The 17,215-nt window shown below is 35.0% G+C and carries 14 protein-coding genes; 10 read left to right on the top strand and 4 right to left on the bottom strand.

The window, feature by feature from the left end:
• On the top strand, window positions 1–909 hold the full coding sequence (locus PHV22_RS02465) for a Gfo/Idh/MocA family oxidoreductase (protein ID WP_295020988.1): 909 nt from the start codon (window positions 1–3) through the stop codon (window positions 907–909).
• Window positions 909–1,658: an acyl-ACP--UDP-N- acetylglucosamine O-acyltransferase gene (locus PHV22_RS02460; protein ID WP_299945547.1), complete on the top strand. Its 750-nt coding sequence runs from the start codon at window positions 909–911 to the stop codon at window positions 1,656–1,658. Before PHV22_RS02465 ends, PHV22_RS02460 begins: the two co-directional genes overlap by 1 nt.
• Before the next feature lie 47 nt (window positions 1,659–1,705).
• Here PHV22_RS02460 and metE read toward each other — a convergent pair whose 3' ends face one another.
• The 3 genes from metE to dsbD form a co-directional block, all read right to left on the bottom strand.
• Complete coding sequence (metE, locus tag PHV22_RS02455; protein WP_295020991.1) at window positions 1,706–3,982, bottom strand: 5-methyltetrahydropteroyltriglutamate--homocysteine S-methyltransferase; 2,277 nt, start codon at window positions 3,980–3,982, stop codon at window positions 1,706–1,708.
• Window positions 3,983–4,047: 65 nt separating this feature from the next.
• Entirely contained in the window at window positions 4,048–4,233 is a 186-nt protein-coding gene (locus PHV22_RS02450; RefSeq protein WP_295020993.1) for a hypothetical protein, read from the bottom strand.
• 194 nt (window positions 4,234–4,427) lie between these two features.
• Window positions 4,428–6,209 (bottom strand): protein-disulfide reductase DsbD, encoded by a 1,782-nt coding sequence (dsbD, locus tag PHV22_RS02445; protein ID WP_299945543.1) that lies wholly within the window; start codon window positions 6,207–6,209, stop codon window positions 4,428–4,430.
• A 163-nt stretch (window positions 6,210–6,372) separates the two neighbouring features.
• Between dsbD and PHV22_RS02440 the strand changes: the two genes are divergently transcribed.
• The 8 genes from PHV22_RS02440 to PHV22_RS02405 all read left to right on the top strand — a co-directional run bounded on the left by PHV22_RS02440 (window position 6,373) and on the right by PHV22_RS02405 (window position 16,372).
• Window positions 6,373–7,959 carry a PAS domain-containing sensor histidine kinase gene (locus PHV22_RS02440; protein WP_295020995.1) on the top strand — a complete coding sequence of 529 codons (1,587 nt, stop codon included), beginning with the start codon at window positions 6,373–6,375 and terminating at the stop codon, window positions 7,957–7,959.
• Window positions 7,956–9,386 carry a response regulator gene (locus PHV22_RS02435; protein ID WP_295020997.1) on the top strand — a complete coding sequence of 477 codons (1,431 nt, stop codon included), beginning with the start codon at window positions 7,956–7,958 and terminating at the stop codon, window positions 9,384–9,386. Before PHV22_RS02440 ends, PHV22_RS02435 begins: the two co-directional genes overlap by 4 nt.
• Before the next feature lie 144 nt (window positions 9,387–9,530).
• Window positions 9,531–11,465 (top strand): thioredoxin domain-containing protein, encoded by a 1,935-nt coding sequence (locus PHV22_RS02430; RefSeq protein ID WP_295020998.1) that lies wholly within the window; start codon window positions 9,531–9,533, stop codon window positions 11,463–11,465.
• 12 nt (window positions 11,466–11,477) lie between these two features.
• Entirely contained in the window at window positions 11,478–12,173 is a 696-nt protein-coding gene (locus PHV22_RS02425) for a lysophospholipid acyltransferase family protein (RefSeq protein WP_295021000.1), read from the top strand.
• A gap of 5 nt (window positions 12,174–12,178) precedes the next feature.
• Window positions 12,179–12,961, top strand: coding sequence for a pyridoxine 5'-phosphate synthase (locus PHV22_RS02420; protein WP_295021571.1), 783 nt, complete (start codon window positions 12,179–12,181; stop codon window positions 12,959–12,961).
• Window positions 12,958–13,908: a 4-hydroxythreonine-4-phosphate dehydrogenase gene (gene pdxA, locus PHV22_RS02415; RefSeq protein ID WP_295021001.1), complete on the top strand. Its 951-nt coding sequence runs from the start codon at window positions 12,958–12,960 to the stop codon at window positions 13,906–13,908. Before PHV22_RS02420 ends, pdxA begins: the two co-directional genes overlap by 4 nt.
• Before the next feature lie 60 nt (window positions 13,909–13,968).
• Window positions 13,969–15,969 (top strand): diguanylate cyclase, encoded by a 2,001-nt coding sequence (locus tag PHV22_RS02410; protein ID WP_295021002.1) that lies wholly within the window; start codon window positions 13,969–13,971, stop codon window positions 15,967–15,969.
• 28 nt (window positions 15,970–15,997) lie between these two features.
• A complete protein-coding gene (locus PHV22_RS02405; protein ID WP_295021003.1) occupies window positions 15,998–16,372 on the top strand; it encodes an EAL domain-containing protein in 375 nt (124 codons plus the stop codon).
• Between the two features lie 44 nt (window positions 16,373–16,416).
• On the opposite strand, the gene PHV22_RS02400 is transcribed toward PHV22_RS02405, so the two are convergent.
• Window positions 16,417–17,049 carry a YceI family protein gene (locus PHV22_RS02400; protein ID WP_295021004.1) on the bottom strand — a complete coding sequence of 211 codons (633 nt, stop codon included), beginning with the start codon at window positions 17,047–17,049 and terminating at the stop codon, window positions 16,417–16,419.
• Window positions 17,050–17,215 lie beyond the last annotated feature (166 nt).

Genomic DNA, 17,215 nt, shown 5'->3' with positions numbered 1-17,215 from the left:
TTGAAAAGAGTTGCAATTGCAGGGCTTGGAGTAATGGGGAAAAACCACTATAACACGCTAAAAAATATAGATGGCGCTCAGATAGTCGGACTTTGTGATGTTGTTAAAAACGGGGAGTTTAAAGAGCCATTTTTCACTGATTTAGACACTATGCTTGATGAGGTAAAGCCAGATGCACTCATTATAGTTACACCAACTTTTTTACATAAGGATGCAGCGCTTAAATGTACTTCTCGTAAAATTGATATCTTTATAGAAAAACCTGCTGCTTCAAGTGTTGAGGAGGCAAAAGAGATTCTTCTAGCCGTAAAAGAGAGTGGTATAAAAAGCTGTGTTGGACACATTGAACGATACAACCCTGTTGTTATGTCGCTAATACGAGAGATAAAAGATCATGAGATTCTCTCCATCTCAATCACTCGCAGCGGTGCTTTTCCTGAGAGAATTGCAGATGTCGGCATACTTACAGATTTATCTGTTCATGATAGCGATTTGATTAGATTTATCACAAAAAAAGAGATACTAAAGAGTGCTGTATTTAAGTCTCAAAAGATTCATAAAACTCATGAGGATAATGCTATTTTGGCATTTGAGCTTGAGGGAAATATTATTGGAGATATTACTACAAACTGGCTCACACCTTATAGAAAAAGAAGCATTGCAGTAGCTTGTAGAGTGGATGAGTTTAGTAAAATCAAATATTTTGAAGCAGATTTAATCTCACAAACCCTAGATGAGAGGGTCAATATTAACCCATCTTCACACATAACAAAAAACTGTTTTGTTCAAAGAAGCAATGCGCTAGAGTCTGAATTAAAAGCCTTTATAACTTACATAAACGGTGGCGAGAGAGGCTCTTTGGCGTCCATCGAAGATAGTATAGTAACTTTAGAGATTGCGAGTAAATAATGATAAACAACCAAAATATTCATAGTTCTGTTACCATAGAAGATGGTGCAAAAATAGCACCAGATGTTGTTATAGGTCCATTTTGTTCTATTGGAAAAGGCGTAGAGATAAAATCAGGATGTACGCTAGAGGCAAACATAATCTTAAAAGGTAAAATCAGAATTGATGAAGATGTCAAGATATTTAGTTTTGCAATTATTGGAAATGATAACTCAGAGATAGAGATTGGTACAAAAACACATATCAGAGAGTTTACTCAGATAGGTTCACAAGAGAGCGAAGATGGAGAAAACAGAAAAATTATCATTGGTTCAAACAACTTTTTGATGGGATATGTTCAGTTATCTAGTGGCGTAGAACTTGGGGATTTTTGTATTATCACAAATGCTGTTAGACTACTAGAAAATGTTAAATGCCACGAGAAAGTTATAGTTGGTGGACTTAGTATCATCGAAGCAAATAACACAATCGGCACAGGAGTTATGATAGGTGGTGCATCCGTTGTAACCACCGATATACCACCTTTTGTGCTAGTTGAGGGAAACAAAGCTACTATAAAAGGGCTAAATATTATTGGTCTTAGACGAAGAGTGGAAAACAAAGATGATATAGAAGAGATTAAAGCGATTTATAAAAGAGTTTTAGGCGATGGCGTTGATAAAGTTATGGCACAAGAGATCTTAAAAACACATCAAAACGAGTATATTAAACAACTAACTTCTTTTATTATCTCTAGCAACCTAGAATAGATAAAAACCCTCTTTGCTATTTTTGCAAAGAGGGTTTTTCATAAAAACTAACCGTTGAGTTTTTCTCTTACTATCTTAACCGCTTCAACCATATTTTTAAGGCTCGGCTTTACCTCTTCCCATTTTCTAGTCTTTAGTCCACAATCAGGATTTATCCACAACTGCTCTTTTGGTAGAACCTCTAAAAGTCGCTCTATTTGATCTACAATCTCCTCCACAGTTGGAACTCTTGGACTATGGATATCATAAACTCCCGGACCTACTTCATTTTTATATGCTGCATTTTTAAATATCTTTAAAAGTTCATTTCCGCTTCTTGAGGTCTCTATGGAGATAACATCTGCATCCATATTTTCTATGGTGTCAATTATGTCATTAAACTCACTGTAACACATGTGAGTATGTATTTGGGTCTGCTCTTTTGCACTGCTAACAGCTATTTTAAAATCTCTAACAGCCCACTCTTCATAGATTTTTATCTTTTCCTTTCTTAGTGGATACCCCTCTTTAAATGCAGCTTCATCAACCTGTATGATTTTTATACCAGCATTTTGTAAGTCATCTATTTCATCGCTTAGTGCAACTGCTATCTGTTTTGAAACCTCGCCTCTTGGCATATCATCTCTTACAAACGACCAGTTTAAAATCGTAACAGGGCCGGTTAACATTCCCTTCATAATATGCTTGGTACGGCTTTGCGCATAAACTATCCAATTTACTGTCATAGGGCGAGGTCTGCTTATATCGCCATAAATAAATGGTGGTTTTACACATCTGCTTCCATAACTTTGAACCCAACCATTTTGGCTAAATCCATATCCGCTTAACTGCTCACCAAAATACTCAACCATATCATTTCTCTCAGGCTCTCCATGAACCAAAACCTCTAAACCGTACTCCTCTTGAAAAGCTACACACTCATCTATATACTTTTTCATCTCTGCTTCATAACTCTCTTTTGAGATTAGCGCAGCTTTAAAATCACTTCTTGCCTTTCTCAACTGTGGAGTTTGAGGAAATGAGCCTATCGTAGTAGTTACCAAATCTTTATATCCTAAAAGCTCTCTTTGAAGGGCGATTCTTTTTGATGCTTCCCCATCTCTTTGAAGTAATGCGAGGTTTTTAACTCTTTGTTGTACTGCTTTATCGTGAATAAGGTTTGAGTTTTTTCTACTCTCATTTGCTTGGGCATTTTTGCATAACTCATCTTTTTCTGCTTGGTTTAAACCATCTTTATTAAAAAATAGTTTTGAGATAAGTGAGAGTTCATCTAGCTTTTCAAGTCCATAACTAAGCCACTCTTTTATCTCACCGCTCATCTTCTGCTCATATTTTTTGCTAAAAGGAACATGTAAAAGCGAACAAGATGTAGAGATTAAAATATTTTCTTTTTTCACAACTTTAGCTATGTCTTCTAAGAAATGGATAGTTTTTTCTATATCACATCTCCAAATATTTCTGCCATCAACCACTCCAGCTATAACCTTTTTACCGCTTGAGGCAATAATTTCAAGCGAATTAAGATTTTCATCTCCATATAAAAAGTCAAGCCCGATAGCCCAAATAGGCGTATGAACCAAAATTTTTGTAGCCTCACTTGAGTGTTCAAAATAGGTAACGACTGCTAGTTTTATGTTTGTTGAAACTTTGCAAAGTCTTTCGTAAGTAGGTTTTATGAGACTCAGCACTTTTGTATCCAACTCTTTTACAAAAATTGGCTCGTCTATCTGAATAGTTATCTCATCATCAAGAACAGAGATGCTCTCTAATAGTTTCTCATAAATAGGCACTATCTTGCTCCAGAGCTCATAAACATCACCATAATCAACTCTTTTGCTAAGTCCTAAATAGGTAATGGGTCCAATAATGTTTATCTTTGTTTTTATGCCCAGCTTTTTTGCTTCATTGTACTCTGCTATGATTTTTGAAGCATCAAGTACATAATTATCCTCCAAACTTAACTCTGGAACTATGTAGTGGTAGTTTGTATTAAACCATTTTGTCATCTCCATAGCAACACATGAGTTGTTCCCTCTTGCCATCGAGAAGTATAAATCTTCATTTTTTAGGCTCTTAAATCTCTCTGGAATGGCTCCTAGCATAATTGAAGTGTCAAGCATATTGTCATAAAGCGAGAAATCATTAGAGCTTATAAACTCTACTTCCGCATCTCTTTGATACTCCCAATGTCTTTTCTTTAACTCTGCTGCTACACCTAAAACATCTTCAAATGAGCGTTTTTTTGCCCAAAACTCCTCTAAAACTCTTTTTAATTCTCTTTGCTCCCCTATTCTTGGGAAACCTATGACGAAATTTTTTGACATCAGAATATCCTTGTTTATCACTGTTTTTTTTATTTTGTTTTGTTTTGATATTTTAAAAAATGATGTTAAAGAGGAGGATGAACGCCTGTGCGTCTAAACGCAAAGTAAGTTGTGTAGTATGGACATCGTGGAATAAAGTGATTTATCAGAAGAGAGAGTCTTGTTTTTATGGCAAAAAATATATTGCAATAGCAAGGCTTAGAGACTAAAAGTTGTTTTAGCAGTTTGAAATCATAAATATTTTCAATCATTTTTTTTAAATCTCCTCCCTTTGATAATTTTTTTGTAATTGTATCGCTTTTTTTATGTTATACACCAAAACGAACAAGTCCGTTTTTGTTAGAGAGACTGCTGTTTCTTCCAACCCCATTATCATAGAGTATGCCATTGGTTAGCATACCTAAAAGCTATGACAAAGAAGTTTTCGAGAATTAGCTATTTTTGGCTATATTGTGTTTAAAATCTCTAGAAAATTATTTGCTTCAATAAAACCAATTACCGTTTTTGAACTTATAATATTTAACTCTTTATCAAAAAAGATAATAGCGGGTGGACCAAAAACACCATACTTTTTACTTAAATCTTTTTGTTCTTGTGTGTTGTCTGTCAAATCTGCTCTAATTAGAATAAACTCACCCATTTTTGCTTTTACTTTCTCATCTGAGAATGTAATCTCATCTAGCTCCTTGCAAGAAGTACACCATTTTGCACTAAAATCTAGCATTATTTTTTTACCATGATTTTTAGACAGAACTACATCTAACTCTTTTATGGAACTAACTTTTATAAAATTTACTTCCTGCGAATTTTGTTTTGTTGAAGCTGATAGTGTGGACTGTTTTAAAAACTCCAAAGGTTTAGTCATACTTCCTGAGCCGCCCATGAGTCCTACAAATAGAGCTACTGAGTAGATAAATATTATCATACCCATGCTTTTTCTAAATATATGCGCGCTGTTTTCAAATGCTCCAAGATAGAGCCCAAAACTTATTCCAAGCATTGAGTAAAGCAGCACTACAACAGAATTATCTACTACTCTCTCTAGCATCCAAATAGCAACACCTAGCATCATAACACCAAAGACAGCGCTTATCATTGTCATCCATGCCCCAGGGCGAGGCATAAATCTACCTGCACTCACTCCAACTATAATCAGTGGTGCACCCATGCCGATACTCATTGAAAAAAGTGCCATCCCTCCAAGAAGCGCATCTCCTGTTTGACCTATATAAACCAACGCTCCAGCAAGCGGTGCCGCCACACAAGGTCCAACAATAAGCGCCGAAAAGAAGCCCATAATAGCAACGCCAATAAATCCACTTCGATTGCTATTTGAGCTAACTTTTGCCACAAGTTTATCTGGAAGCTTTAACTCATAAAAACCAAACATACTGAGTGCTAAAGCTACAAATATTGCCGAAAATGAGTAGATTACAATAGGATTTTGAAGTGCGGACTGAAGATTTGAGCCAAAAAGACCAGCTAAAACCCCAGCGATTGTGTACGCAATTGCCATAGCAAAAACATAAATAACCGATAGAATAAATGCTTTTTTAGTTGTAAGTCCCTCTCCATGAGAGATGATTATGCCAGATATGATAGGAATCATTGGAAAAACACATGGAGTAAGAGAGAGTAAAAGACCAAAACCAAAGAATGTTAAAAGCACCAACAGCATATTGCCGTGTTTTAAGCTATCTGCAATCGTATCGCTTTCTGAGAGTTTTTGCTGCTTTACTTTTGTATTTTGTATTATATTTTTCTCATCTATTTTTTTAAGCAAGCTACTCTTTACTTCACCACCATCAAGCTTAGAGCTATCCACATCAAACTTAAAAATCTTGCTCTCTGGCTCATAACAAAGCCCCTGTTCTGAACAGCCCTGATATGATAATTTGAATTCAACATTTAAAACACCAGTTGCACTTGGCTCTTTTTTGAGGTTCACTATAAATTTAGGTGAATTTTTATAGATATTATCCTCTCCATGTTTTATAGTTTTTGGAGAAACTATATCTTTTATAGTAATTCCATTTTTACTAGTGATCTCTAACTTAAGGGCGCTCTCATAAAGATATATCTCATCCGCAATACCTACTATTGCTTCTATTTGCATCTTATCGTTTAGTTTTGCGGTTGGCTTAAATGCCTCCTCTGGCATCAAAAACTTTGGCTGAGCAGCAAATAAAAAGGTAGATAATAAAACAAATGAGATGATTTTTTTCATGAGAATCTTTCAAATAGTGTAATGTGGTAAAAATTATATCAAATTTAACATCAACAAAACAATTTTTTAGGTTTTATAAACTCTAAATGTAATACGATTTATTATAATTTTATTTTAAACTTCATTGCTGTAACATAACAAAATCTACCAAAGGGCAAAAGAGATGAACCAAGAGATTCTTACACATCATGACACCTTAAGGAGATTTTTTAAGCAAAAGATAAAAGAAAACCACCCACAATTTAGATATTACAAATCCATTTTTAACATGACATCAAATTTGGTTGCGGTTACGGATGGTGACACTATTATTGACGCAAATAAATCATTTATAGATTTTTTTAAAAGTCAAAATATTGATATTTTTAATCCCCCTTTTCAGCTGTCAAACATTTTTAAAAAAATAGATAGATATGGATATATATATGATGGGTATCTAGATCAGAGATGGTTTAATCTTGTGGACAATCAAACCAAAGATTATTATCGCGTTGGAATAGATAAATTTGACAAGCTTCATGAATTTAATATTTTAATAAAACATTTTGAACCTGCCCAAAATATATTCGTTGTAGTACTTACTGATATCACTAAAATTATGAACTACAAATATATTTTAGAGGATGATTTAAAATCTACATATAAAAGCAAAGATGAAATTCAATCATTTTTAAAACAATACAACAACGCTATTGATGTATCAAACATAGTAATAAAAGTAGATATTGATGGCAACATTACCTATGTAAATGATGAGTTTTGCAAAACTATAAAACATACCAAAAGTGAGCTAATAAATTCAAATATTAAAATTCTATGTTATGCCGATACAGACTATCTGCTCTATGATTCCATCATTAAAATTATAAAGAATGGAGAAGTCTGGAAAGGCGTGATCAAAAACATAGACAAAGATGGGGATATCCACTTTTTCAACACAACCATTATTCCTATAAAAGATTTATCTGAGCAAATTGTAGAGTACCTTTTAGTGCAAAACGAGATAACTGAGCTAGTAAAAGCCAAAGAAGAGGCTATAAATAGCCTTGAGATAAAAAACAGGTTCTTTGATAGAATCTCTCATGAGCTAAGAACTCCGCTCAATGCAATTTTAAATTTCACAGATCAAGCATTAGAAAGTTATGATGAGATTATAAAAGATAACGAAACAAGAGAGCTAGTTAAGATGTATATAGAGCGGGCTTACAAAAATTCTGAAAATCTTTTAACTCTAATTAACTCATTATTGGATTTATCAAAAATTAACTCAAACAAAGAGCATTTCAACTTTGGCACTCATGATATTGTAAAGCTCACAAAAGAGGCATACGAGAACTGTTCTAGTTTAAAAAATAAGAAAAATATAGAGTATAAATTTAAAGTAGATTTTAATTCTGGATTAATAAGATGTGATAATCTAAAATTTGGTCAAATTTTAACAAATCTTATATCAAATGCACTTAAGTTTACAGAGTCTGGATTTGTATCTATTAATCTTAGTGAGATTAGCCATGGATATTTGATAGAGATTAAAGATAGTGGGATTGGTATACCAGCTGATAAGCTATCTTGCATTTTTAAACCTTTCGAGCAAGCAAGAGATAGCGATATTGGGACTGGGCTTGGTCTAAGTATTGTTGAAGAGTATGCAAAGGCAATGCGGATTACCATAGATGTACTCTCGTCTGATGGCGATGGCAGTTGCTTTAGTTTGAAAATAGATAAAATAGAAAAAGAGGATACAAAATGAACAACTTAAAGCTTCTTATCGTGGATGACATAGAGGACAATCGCTTAGTTTTAAGAGCTATATGTAAAAAATTAGATGGTTTTGAGATAAAAGAGGCGCAAAATGGACTTGAGGCTATAGAGACAACTAGATCTTGGCACCCACACTTCATACTTATGGATATCATGATGCCGATAATGGATGGTCTTGAAGCATCAAAAATTATAAAAAAAGAGTATCCAGAAACTATAATAATGGCAGTTACTGCTGTTATAGATCCACAGATTGAAAAGAAAATGATGTCAATAGGAGTAAGCGCATATATACGCAAACCAATTGATAAAAATCTAGTTCGTTTTAAACTTCAAAACTTCTCTTCACTACTTAATTCAAACAAGGGTACATTCAATACACTTTCAAAAAAAGAGGCACTAAATCCTTTTTCTTCAGATATTCGTAACTTTAAAACTATATTTGACATTACAGATGCTGAAGCGATGATGGATTTTGGAATGTGGATACTAGAACGAGGTCGCAACAGCACAGCAACCTCATGTATAAGAATCGACAATTCAATAGAGTTGTTCTATGAATTTATGCACCAAGTAGTTACAACTAAAAAACCTCTAAGTATTATTGCAGAAGAGAGTTTTGAAGAGCTATTTCTTACTATGAGATTTCAAGAAAAAATTGAGTTCTCGTCCAAGATAACCTCACTAACAAATGAGATGGGAAATGATTGTATAGTTAATGAAAATTTTGTCTGCATTCGTCTAAAGATATATGATAACCAATATATGCCGGTTAAAGAAGAGCCAACAGCAGAAATTAGTAACTGTGAGATAAAAAAAATAGAAGTTTCTGAAAATTTAGACTTAGAAGCCCAAAAAGCAGCTCTTCCAGAGAAAGAAGTAAGAGCTATTCATGCCAAAGAGAGGGAACTACTCCATCAAAATTTTGCTAAAAAAACTACCGCTGCAGAGTATGTTCAGGATATAGGCGGAGATATTATGGAGGAGATTAAAGATTTAGCGAGTTTAGATGAGGAGTGGAAAGATAAATTGTCAGCATTTTCAGAGGAGCCAACAAAAGAAAATCTTTATGATTTTGCGGATAGTGTTCTAGGTTCTTATGTTGGTGCAATTAACTCTCTTTTTGAATTTGAGGCATTTGCTTATGCACTTACATCACTAAGGGCTTTTTTGAAGGAAAAAGCAGACAACATCATTCAGTACCCAGAGAAGGTAAAAATGTTAGTGATGCTTTTAGAGCATCTAGGTTCCGATCTTGAAACATGGAGAGAACATATATTTAGTCTACAAGATACACAAGATATACACTATTTAGATAGTTCATTCTTTAGCTCATGTATACAGATTGAGGGGCTTATAGACGACAAAGAGATGGGAACTGATAACAATAATGACAATGATATGGAATTTTTCTAAAAAACTAGCAATCATAGAGCAATAACTACATCCGAAAAAAATAATCTCAAATATATTCTCTTTTATTTGGATTATTTTTTTCTTAAGAGTAAAAAAAGTGATATTTCTATACTCTACAAAAAAATAATCAACTAAAGAGAAAATATGTCAAATAGACTAGAAAAAGAAGACTCACCGTATCTACAACAACATAAAGAAAATCCGGTAGATTGGTACCCTTGGTGTGATGAAGCATTTAAAAAAGCAAAAGATGAAAACAGGGCTATCTTTATCTCTATTGGATATAGCTCATGTCACTGGTGTCATGTTATGGAAGAGAATGTTTTTGAAAATAGTGTTTGCGCAGATATACTCAATGCGAGTTTTGTCTGCATCAAAGTTGACCGCGAAGAGCGACCAGACATAGATAAACATTATCAGGAGGTTTATACTCTACTAAACCGCAGAGCTGGTGGATGGCCTACTTCTATCTTCTGTACGCCAGAGAACAAACCATTTTTTGCAGGAACTTATATACCGCCCGAGTCGAGAGAAGGAAGCGTTGAGGGGATGGGGTTTATTGAACTTACAAAACTAATAGCAGATAAAATCTCTCAAAATGATGAACAGATTATAAAAAATGCCGAGGAGATTGAGAGTTTTTTAAACCATAAAGAGCATCCAAAAGAGGCAACAATACTTAAAGAGGATATTGTTAAAAACTTTATGCTTCAAGCTAAAAACAACTATGACACTAAATATGGCGGATTCTCAACCGCTCCAAAATTTCCTCATGCAAGCACGCTTGGCACACTGCTAATCATTGACAAACTTTATGATGACCCATCAGCAAAAGCGATGGTTTTAAACACACTTAGAAATATGAAAAAAGGCGGAATGTACGATTTAGTAGATGGCGGATTTTGCCGTTACAGCGTTGATAACGAATGGTTAGTACCACATTTTGAGAAGATGCTTTATGATAATGCCCTACTCTGTGAACTATACACAAATGCCTATTTAACCTACAAAGATGACTCTTTTTTACAAACTGCCAAAGAGATTGCGGAGTTTTGGAACAATCATATGAGCGAAGATGAACTCTTTTATAGCGCCAGCGATGCTGATAGCGAGAGCAAAGAGGGAACTTACTTTGTCTATAGTTATGATGAAGTTTATAAAGTTTTAAAAGAGAATAATTATACAAATATAGATGAGATTTTGTCACAACTAAGCATTACCAAAGATGGTAATTTTGAGGGTAAAAATATTATAAGATTTAGAGATACGGACATGCCTCATGGTTTTGAGAATATAAAATTTCTACTCCAAAAATTAAGAGCCAAAAGAGAGTATCCGTTTATAGACAAAAAGATTCAGACTTCATGGTCAAGCATGATGATAAAAGCCCTGTTTACGCTTGGTGAACTAGATAGCTCTTACAAACAAAAGGCCATCAAGAACCTTGATGCACTCCTTGACACTATGTTTAAAGACACTAAACTCTATCACACAACGCTTATACATAAAAACCCTAAAATAGAGGCTTTCTTGGAGGATTATGCCTATCTATCTCAAGCACTGATTGCCGCATTTAACTCAACTCAAAATGAACTATATCTTATAAAAGCTCAACACTTCACAAACTTAGCATTAGAGAAGTTTTACAACAAAGGAACATGGAAATTTAGCATAGGCGAGTTTGAGACAAAAGCGGAGATTTCAGACAACACCTATATGAGTTCAATTGCCATCATTATTGATGCCCTGCTCTCACTAAGTACACTTCTAGAAGATGAAAAATATGCTCATTTCGCATATAAAACACTCGAGTATAACTCGTTTGAGTTAGCAAGAAGACCGATAATCTACCCATATATGTTGCGTCAGATGCTAAGGCATTTAAAGGGCGATAGAGTTATAAAATCAAGTATTAAAAACCTAGAGCAAAATGCACTTGAGCTTAGCTCTCTAAAATATCCATTTATCCAAAAAAAAGCTACCAATGAGAGTGGCTTTATGGTTTGTGGAGCCAGCAGTTGCTTCGCTCAAACAAACGAGCATAACAAAATCAATGATATAATTAAAAATAGTTTTTAATTAGGATTGATTTTGTTAAAAAAACTTTTTAAATATTTTTTTATGATTAAAGAAGGCTACAGATATATAGCTGTTTTTAAAAAAACATTCTTTCATCCTTTTATCTCCGAGAGCTTTTTATACAAAGAACTCTCAAAAAGTCGTCAAAATTTCTCAAATGGTGTCTTAGAGTTTTTAAATATTGAGGCTAAAATTATTGGCAATATACCGACAAAAAATCATATACTCTACGCTATAAACCACCGTTCACTGCTTGACATGATAGTTATGGAGAGTATATTTTACAAGTTTAACAAAACTGGGACTTGGATAGCAAAAGAGAAACTCTTTAGTGCCATTTATGGTGATTTTTTCAAGTATAGCGGATGTATAAGTGTTGATATAGAGAATAAAAAAGGGCTTTTTGCATTTTTTAAAAAGATAAAGGGAACTCTTGCGAAAGTGGATGATTTAAACATCTATATCTTTCCTGAAGGTGAGAGATACGGTGGAGTTGGGATTAAAAGCTTTCAAAACGGAGCCTCAAAGATAGCCCTTGCAAATCATCTTGAAGTGGTTCCTGTTTTTATAAACGATACTTTAGAAAAAGTACTTAAAAATTCCCCTTTTAAAGAGAGAAAAATAGTTGAAGTCTTTTTTGGCGAGATTATTAAAGCAGAAGCGTTAGAAGAAGAGTACAACAAATTTATGACAAAGGTAACAAATTGAACAGTATGAAACTAGGTGTAAACATAGACCATGTAGCAGTTTTAAGAGAGGCACGGAGAGTGAATGACCCAGAGATACTACAAGCTCTTTTTGTTGCATGCAAGAGTGGAGCAGATCAGATAACCATACATTTAAGAGAAGATAGACGACACATACAAGATGTTGATGTACAAAATATTTTAAAGCACTCTAGTTTGCCAGTAAATCTTGAGTGTTCCATAAATAGAGAGATTTTAGACATCGTCTGTGAGCTAAAACCGCACCGCGTGACGCTTGTTCCAGAAAAAAGAGAGGAAGTTACAACAGAGGGTGGGCTTGATGTTTTTAGATATGAAGATGAGATAAAGTACGCCATAGAGCAGTTGCACGACTCTTTGATTCCTGTTTCGCTGTTTGTAGATCCAACTATAGAAGCTATGCAAAAATCCAAAGAGTTGGGCGCTGAGATAGTAGAGCTTCACACAGGTGCTTTTGCAAATCTTTTTGCCATGCTAAACTCATCGCTTCCTCACTCAAACCACTCCGTAAAAGAGCTTGAATTGCCTAGATATGAGCTATCAAGCAGACTGGAAAAAGCAATAGACAACATCCAAAAATCAGCCGCTTATGCCAAAAATATAGGTCTTGAAGTTGCCGCTGGACATGGACTTAACTATCACAATGTCTCTTGTATGATGGGTATCAAAGAGATAACAGAGTTAAATATCGGGCAAAGTATAGTTGCAAGAGCTGTTTTTAGCGGTTTAGCAACTGCTGTAAAAGATATGAAAAAACTAACCACAAGATGAAGCCTCGCATCGCAATTAGTGTTGGTGACTTAAATGGCGTTGGAATTGAGATAGCATTAAAATCGCACCAGAAAATTTTGGAGTTTTGCAGACCGATTTACTGCATAAACTCCCTCATGTTGAATCAAGCTACGAAACTCTTAGGCGTACAAGTTCCAAAAAATTTTGAGATATTTGCCATAGATGGCGAGTTTTTTATAGAAGCAGGAAAAACAACTGCGCAGAGTGGAAAATACTCATACGACTCATTTTTGAGTGCGGTTAAACTCTGTGAGCAAAAGAGTGCCGATGCTGTTGTAACAATGCCAATCCATAAAGAGGCATGGATGATGGCTGGAATCAGATACAAAGGTCACACCGACCTACTCCGAGACTACTTCAAAAAAGATGCCATCATGATGCTTGGATGCCAGATGATGTTTGTGGCACTTTTTACTGAACATATACCACTAAAGGATGTAGCATCATCCATAAAATATAAAAAGTTAAAACAGTTTTTTTTGGATCTTCACAGCTCAATTTCAAAAGAAAAAATTGCTGTTTTGGGTCTAAATCCACATGCTGGCGATAACGGAGTACTCGGCAACGAAGAGCTTATAATCACAAAAGCCATAAAGAGTGCCAATCTAAAAATTGGTTTTGAGCAGTTTGTTGGTCCAATTGTTCCAGACATAGCTTTTACGCCTCGTTCTAGGGAAAATTTTTACTACTTTGTCGCGATGTATCACGATCAAGGTCTAGCACCTCTTAAGGCACTATATTTTGATGAGAGTATAAATATCTCACTAAATTTACCAATCACTAGAACTTCAGTTGACCATGGGACAGCTTTTGATATTGCTTATAAAAATATTGCAAACACTCTTAGCTATGAAAATGCAATAAAAAGCGCAGTTAATTTTTGCTACAATCAAAACATTAAACAAAAAACAAGCAGAGAGATATGATTTCATCCAACAAAAATCTACTTGATTTCTATCGTAATCTTTGGTTTAATTCTCGCATTTATGTTATGGCGTATCTACAAATCTCTTCAAATGGTACTAGGAGCCTCCCTCAATGAGCTTTATACTACCATTAACGCAATAGGAAGCGGGGATTTTTACTCCCCCATTATAATACCTTCAAACAAAAAAAGCAGTATCTTTGGTTGGCTTTATGAGACACAACAACAACTCTCAAAGTTAGAGACAAACAGACAAAAATCAGAGAATGAAGCCAATCGCCTCACACAACTATATATAGCATTGAGTCGGTGTGATCAAGCAATCGTTTACTCTACTAATGAAAACGAACTTTTTAAGGTTATCTGCCAAGATGCAGTGGAGTTTGGCGGTATGCTAATGGCGTGGATAGGTATGTATGACGAAAAAAAACAAGAGCTAAAACCTACTTTTTACGCTGGAAGTGGAACAGAATATCTAAAAAATCTACATATCTCAACTAGTGCAAACAGTCCAACAAGTCATGGACCCACTGGAATTGTATTTCGTGAAGATAGACCATACTGGTGTCAGGATTTTCAAAATGATTCTGCAACTGCACTATGGCATCAAAAAAGAGAGCAATTTGGATGGAGGGCTTCAGCTGCTCTTCCACTTCATCGTGATGGTTTAGTTATTGGTGTCTTCACTTTATATGCTAGCGAGGTTAATGCTTTTGATGAAATGGCACAAAAACTTCTCATAAAAATGGCTACAGACATTGACTTTGCTTTAAAAAACTTTGACCGCGAGGCTGCAAACAAAAAAGCAGAAATTTCTCTAAATATACAAGCACAAGCTATGGAGCAAAGTTCTAATATCATTATAATTACAGATTTTAAAGGCAACATAAGCTATGTAAATAGTGCTTTTGTGAAGGCTACTGGCTACACAGCTGAAGAGGCAATAGAGAAAAATCCACGCTTTTTAAAATCAGGCAAAACGCCACTAAACGCGCATGATGATATGTGGTTCTCTATTACCCGTGGTTTATCATGGCAAGGAGAGTTTACCAACAAAAGAAAAGATGGCACAGAATATACATATTTTATCAGTGTCTCTCCTGTTGTGGATACAAATGGTCGCACAACACACTATATTGCCATAGAAGAAGACATAACACAGCAGAAGCAAACCACGGAAAAAATTCATTATTTAGCAAACTATGATTTACTCACTGGATTACCAAATCGAGCACAACTAAATGACCGGTTCCAATATGTGCTTAATCTTGCAAAGCATAATGACCAAAGTTTTTCAATCATGTTTATTGACCTTGATCACTTCAAAGAGATTAATGATACTCTTGGGCATTCTATCGGTGACGCACTGCTAGTTGAGATTGCAAGACGCTTTGGGTTACTATTGCGTGAAGAAGATACAATAGCAAGACTTGGTGGAGATGAATTTGTCCTACTCTTCCCAGATACCGACGCAAAAACCTCTCTGCTAATAGCACAAAAATTGCTAAAGATTACGGCTGAATCTTTCCTTGTTAATGAATATGAGATTATAGTAACGGCTTCTATTGGGATAGCTCTGTATCCTTCTGATGGTTTAGACATAGAAACTCTCTCTAAAAATGCAGATGCAGCTATGTATCGCGCAAAACAAGAGGGTCGCAACAACTACTGCTTCTTTACACAAGAGATGCAAAAACGCTCTACTCGTACCCTTGTGCTAAGCAATGCACTACATCATGCGCTTGAGAAAAATGAGCTATATCTAGTCTATCAACCACAAATATCACTTAAAAATGGAAATATTATTGGTGCTGAAGTCCTCCTACGCTGGGAAAATCCACAGCTAGGAATAATCTCACCAGCGGAATTTATCCCTATTGCTGAAGAGAATGGATTAATCATCTCAATTGGAGAGTGGGTACTGCGCACTGCTATTGCTCAAACAAAAATATGGGTTGACAATGGTCTTGCGATTGTAGTTGCAGTCAACATCTCTTCCATCCAATTTCGTCAACCAAATCTCTCTAGAATAGTTACAGCTATGTTAAAAAAAACAGCCTAGCACCAGAGTATCTCGAACTAGAACGGCTATGCACAACCCACAAATGGCTATTTCTATTATGAACAACCTTTATGAACAAGGCATACGAATGTCAATTGATGATTTTGGAACTGGATACTCATCTTTAAGCTATCTCAAGAAATTTAAAATATATAAGCTTAAAATTGATCAATCTTTTGTCCGTGATATCAGCACAGATGAAGAGGACAAGGCAATCGTAAGTGCAATAATTCAAATGGCACACAGTCTTGGGCTGGAAACAATTGCTGAGGGTGTAGAGACGATAGAGCAGTTAGAATATCTAAGAGAACAGGGATGTAATGAGATTCAAGGTTATTTTTACAGCAAACCACTTCTACCAGAGCAGTTCAAAATATTCAGCGAGCAACACAAGAGCAGTTAAACAGACACTCTTAACCAATGAAACATAGTTAAGAGTGGGTTGGTTTACTTTAAAGGTTTAGCATTACAGACAAGTGCTTCTATCTTTGTTTTAAAACTTATCGCTACATCGCTCCATGTTTTTCCACCATGAAGATCAAAACAAGCTTGATTTATTGAACTTAGTGCTTTGTTTGCGTTAAACTCTAAGATGTCAATTACACCAGTTGCTTCAAATACACTATCTTTGAAACTGTATTTCATTAGAACTATTTTCTTAACACCGTTCATATCTATCTCAACGCTAACAATACCAGTTCTTGGGGCATCTTTTATTTTTTCGTCAGCTTTAATATCTACTATTTTTGCCTCAATATTTTTTTGACTCATCATACCAAAGAAAAATTTAACTAGCTTCTCATCACGACCTTGATTTTTTGAGTTAACAGTTGTTGTGTCTATCACAACAGTTGAACCAACCAAAACAGAACGAAAATTATTTCCACTTTTGGCAACTGGGGTATATTTCACACTATCAAAAGAGCCACCAACTCCAACTTTAGCTGGCGTCTTATATCCAGTCCAACCAACCTCTACTGCTCCAACTTGGGAGAGCTCACAACCACTTTTTTCACTTGCACCAACTGACGAGCCAAAAGCTAAAATGGCAATAACAGCCAACAATACTATTTTTTTCATACGAATCCTTTTGTTATTATTGAAGGAGTATAACCGCTTTTTCTTACACTAAAATGAGTAAAAATATTTATATTCAACGAAGCTACACTAAACTCAACACAATAACAAAATAGGCTCTCTTTTACTTTTTTTTAGTATAATCTCTAAATTTTTTAAAGGTTAAACA

Origin of the sequence: Sulfurimonas sp. (assembly GCF_028713515.1) — a bacterium.
Taxonomy (GTDB): domain Bacteria; phylum Campylobacterota; class Campylobacteria; order Campylobacterales; family Sulfurimonadaceae; genus Sulfurimonas.
This window is presented reverse-complemented; position numbering and strand designations above follow the sequence as displayed.

Bases quoted from the DNA above. Each gene is read 5' to 3' on its own strand.
- PHV22_RS02460 (WP_299945547.1), top strand. From the start codon at position 909: ATGATAAACAACCAAAATATTCATAGTTCTGTTACCATAGAAGATGGT.
- metE (WP_295020991.1), bottom strand. From the start codon at position 3,982: ATGTCAAAAAATTTCGTCATAGGTTTCCCAAGAATAGGGGAGCAAAGA.
- PHV22_RS02450 (WP_295020993.1), bottom strand. From the start codon at position 4,233: ATGATTGAAAATATTTATGATTTCAAACTGCTAAAACAACTTTTAGTC.
- dsbD (WP_299945543.1), bottom strand. From the start codon at position 6,209: ATGAAAAAAATCATCTCATTTGTTTTATTATCTACCTTTTTATTTGCT.
- PHV22_RS02440 (WP_295020995.1), top strand. From the start codon at position 6,373: ATGAACCAAGAGATTCTTACACATCATGACACCTTAAGGAGATTTTTT.
- PHV22_RS02435 (WP_295020997.1), top strand. From the start codon at position 7,956: ATGAACAACTTAAAGCTTCTTATCGTGGATGACATAGAGGACAATCGC.
- PHV22_RS02430 (WP_295020998.1), top strand. From the start codon at position 9,531: ATGTCAAATAGACTAGAAAAAGAAGACTCACCGTATCTACAACAACAT.
- PHV22_RS02420 (WP_295021571.1), top strand. From the start codon at position 12,179: ATGAAACTAGGTGTAAACATAGACCATGTAGCAGTTTTAAGAGAGGCA.
- pdxA (WP_295021001.1), top strand. From the start codon at position 12,958: ATGAAGCCTCGCATCGCAATTAGTGTTGGTGACTTAAATGGCGTTGGA.
- PHV22_RS02410 (WP_295021002.1), top strand. From the start codon at position 13,969: ATGTTATGGCGTATCTACAAATCTCTTCAAATGGTACTAGGAGCCTCC.
- PHV22_RS02405 (WP_295021003.1), top strand. From the start codon at position 15,998: ATGCACAACCCACAAATGGCTATTTCTATTATGAACAACCTTTATGAA.
- PHV22_RS02400 (WP_295021004.1), bottom strand. From the start codon at position 17,049: ATGAAAAAAATAGTATTGTTGGCTGTTATTGCCATTTTAGCTTTTGGC.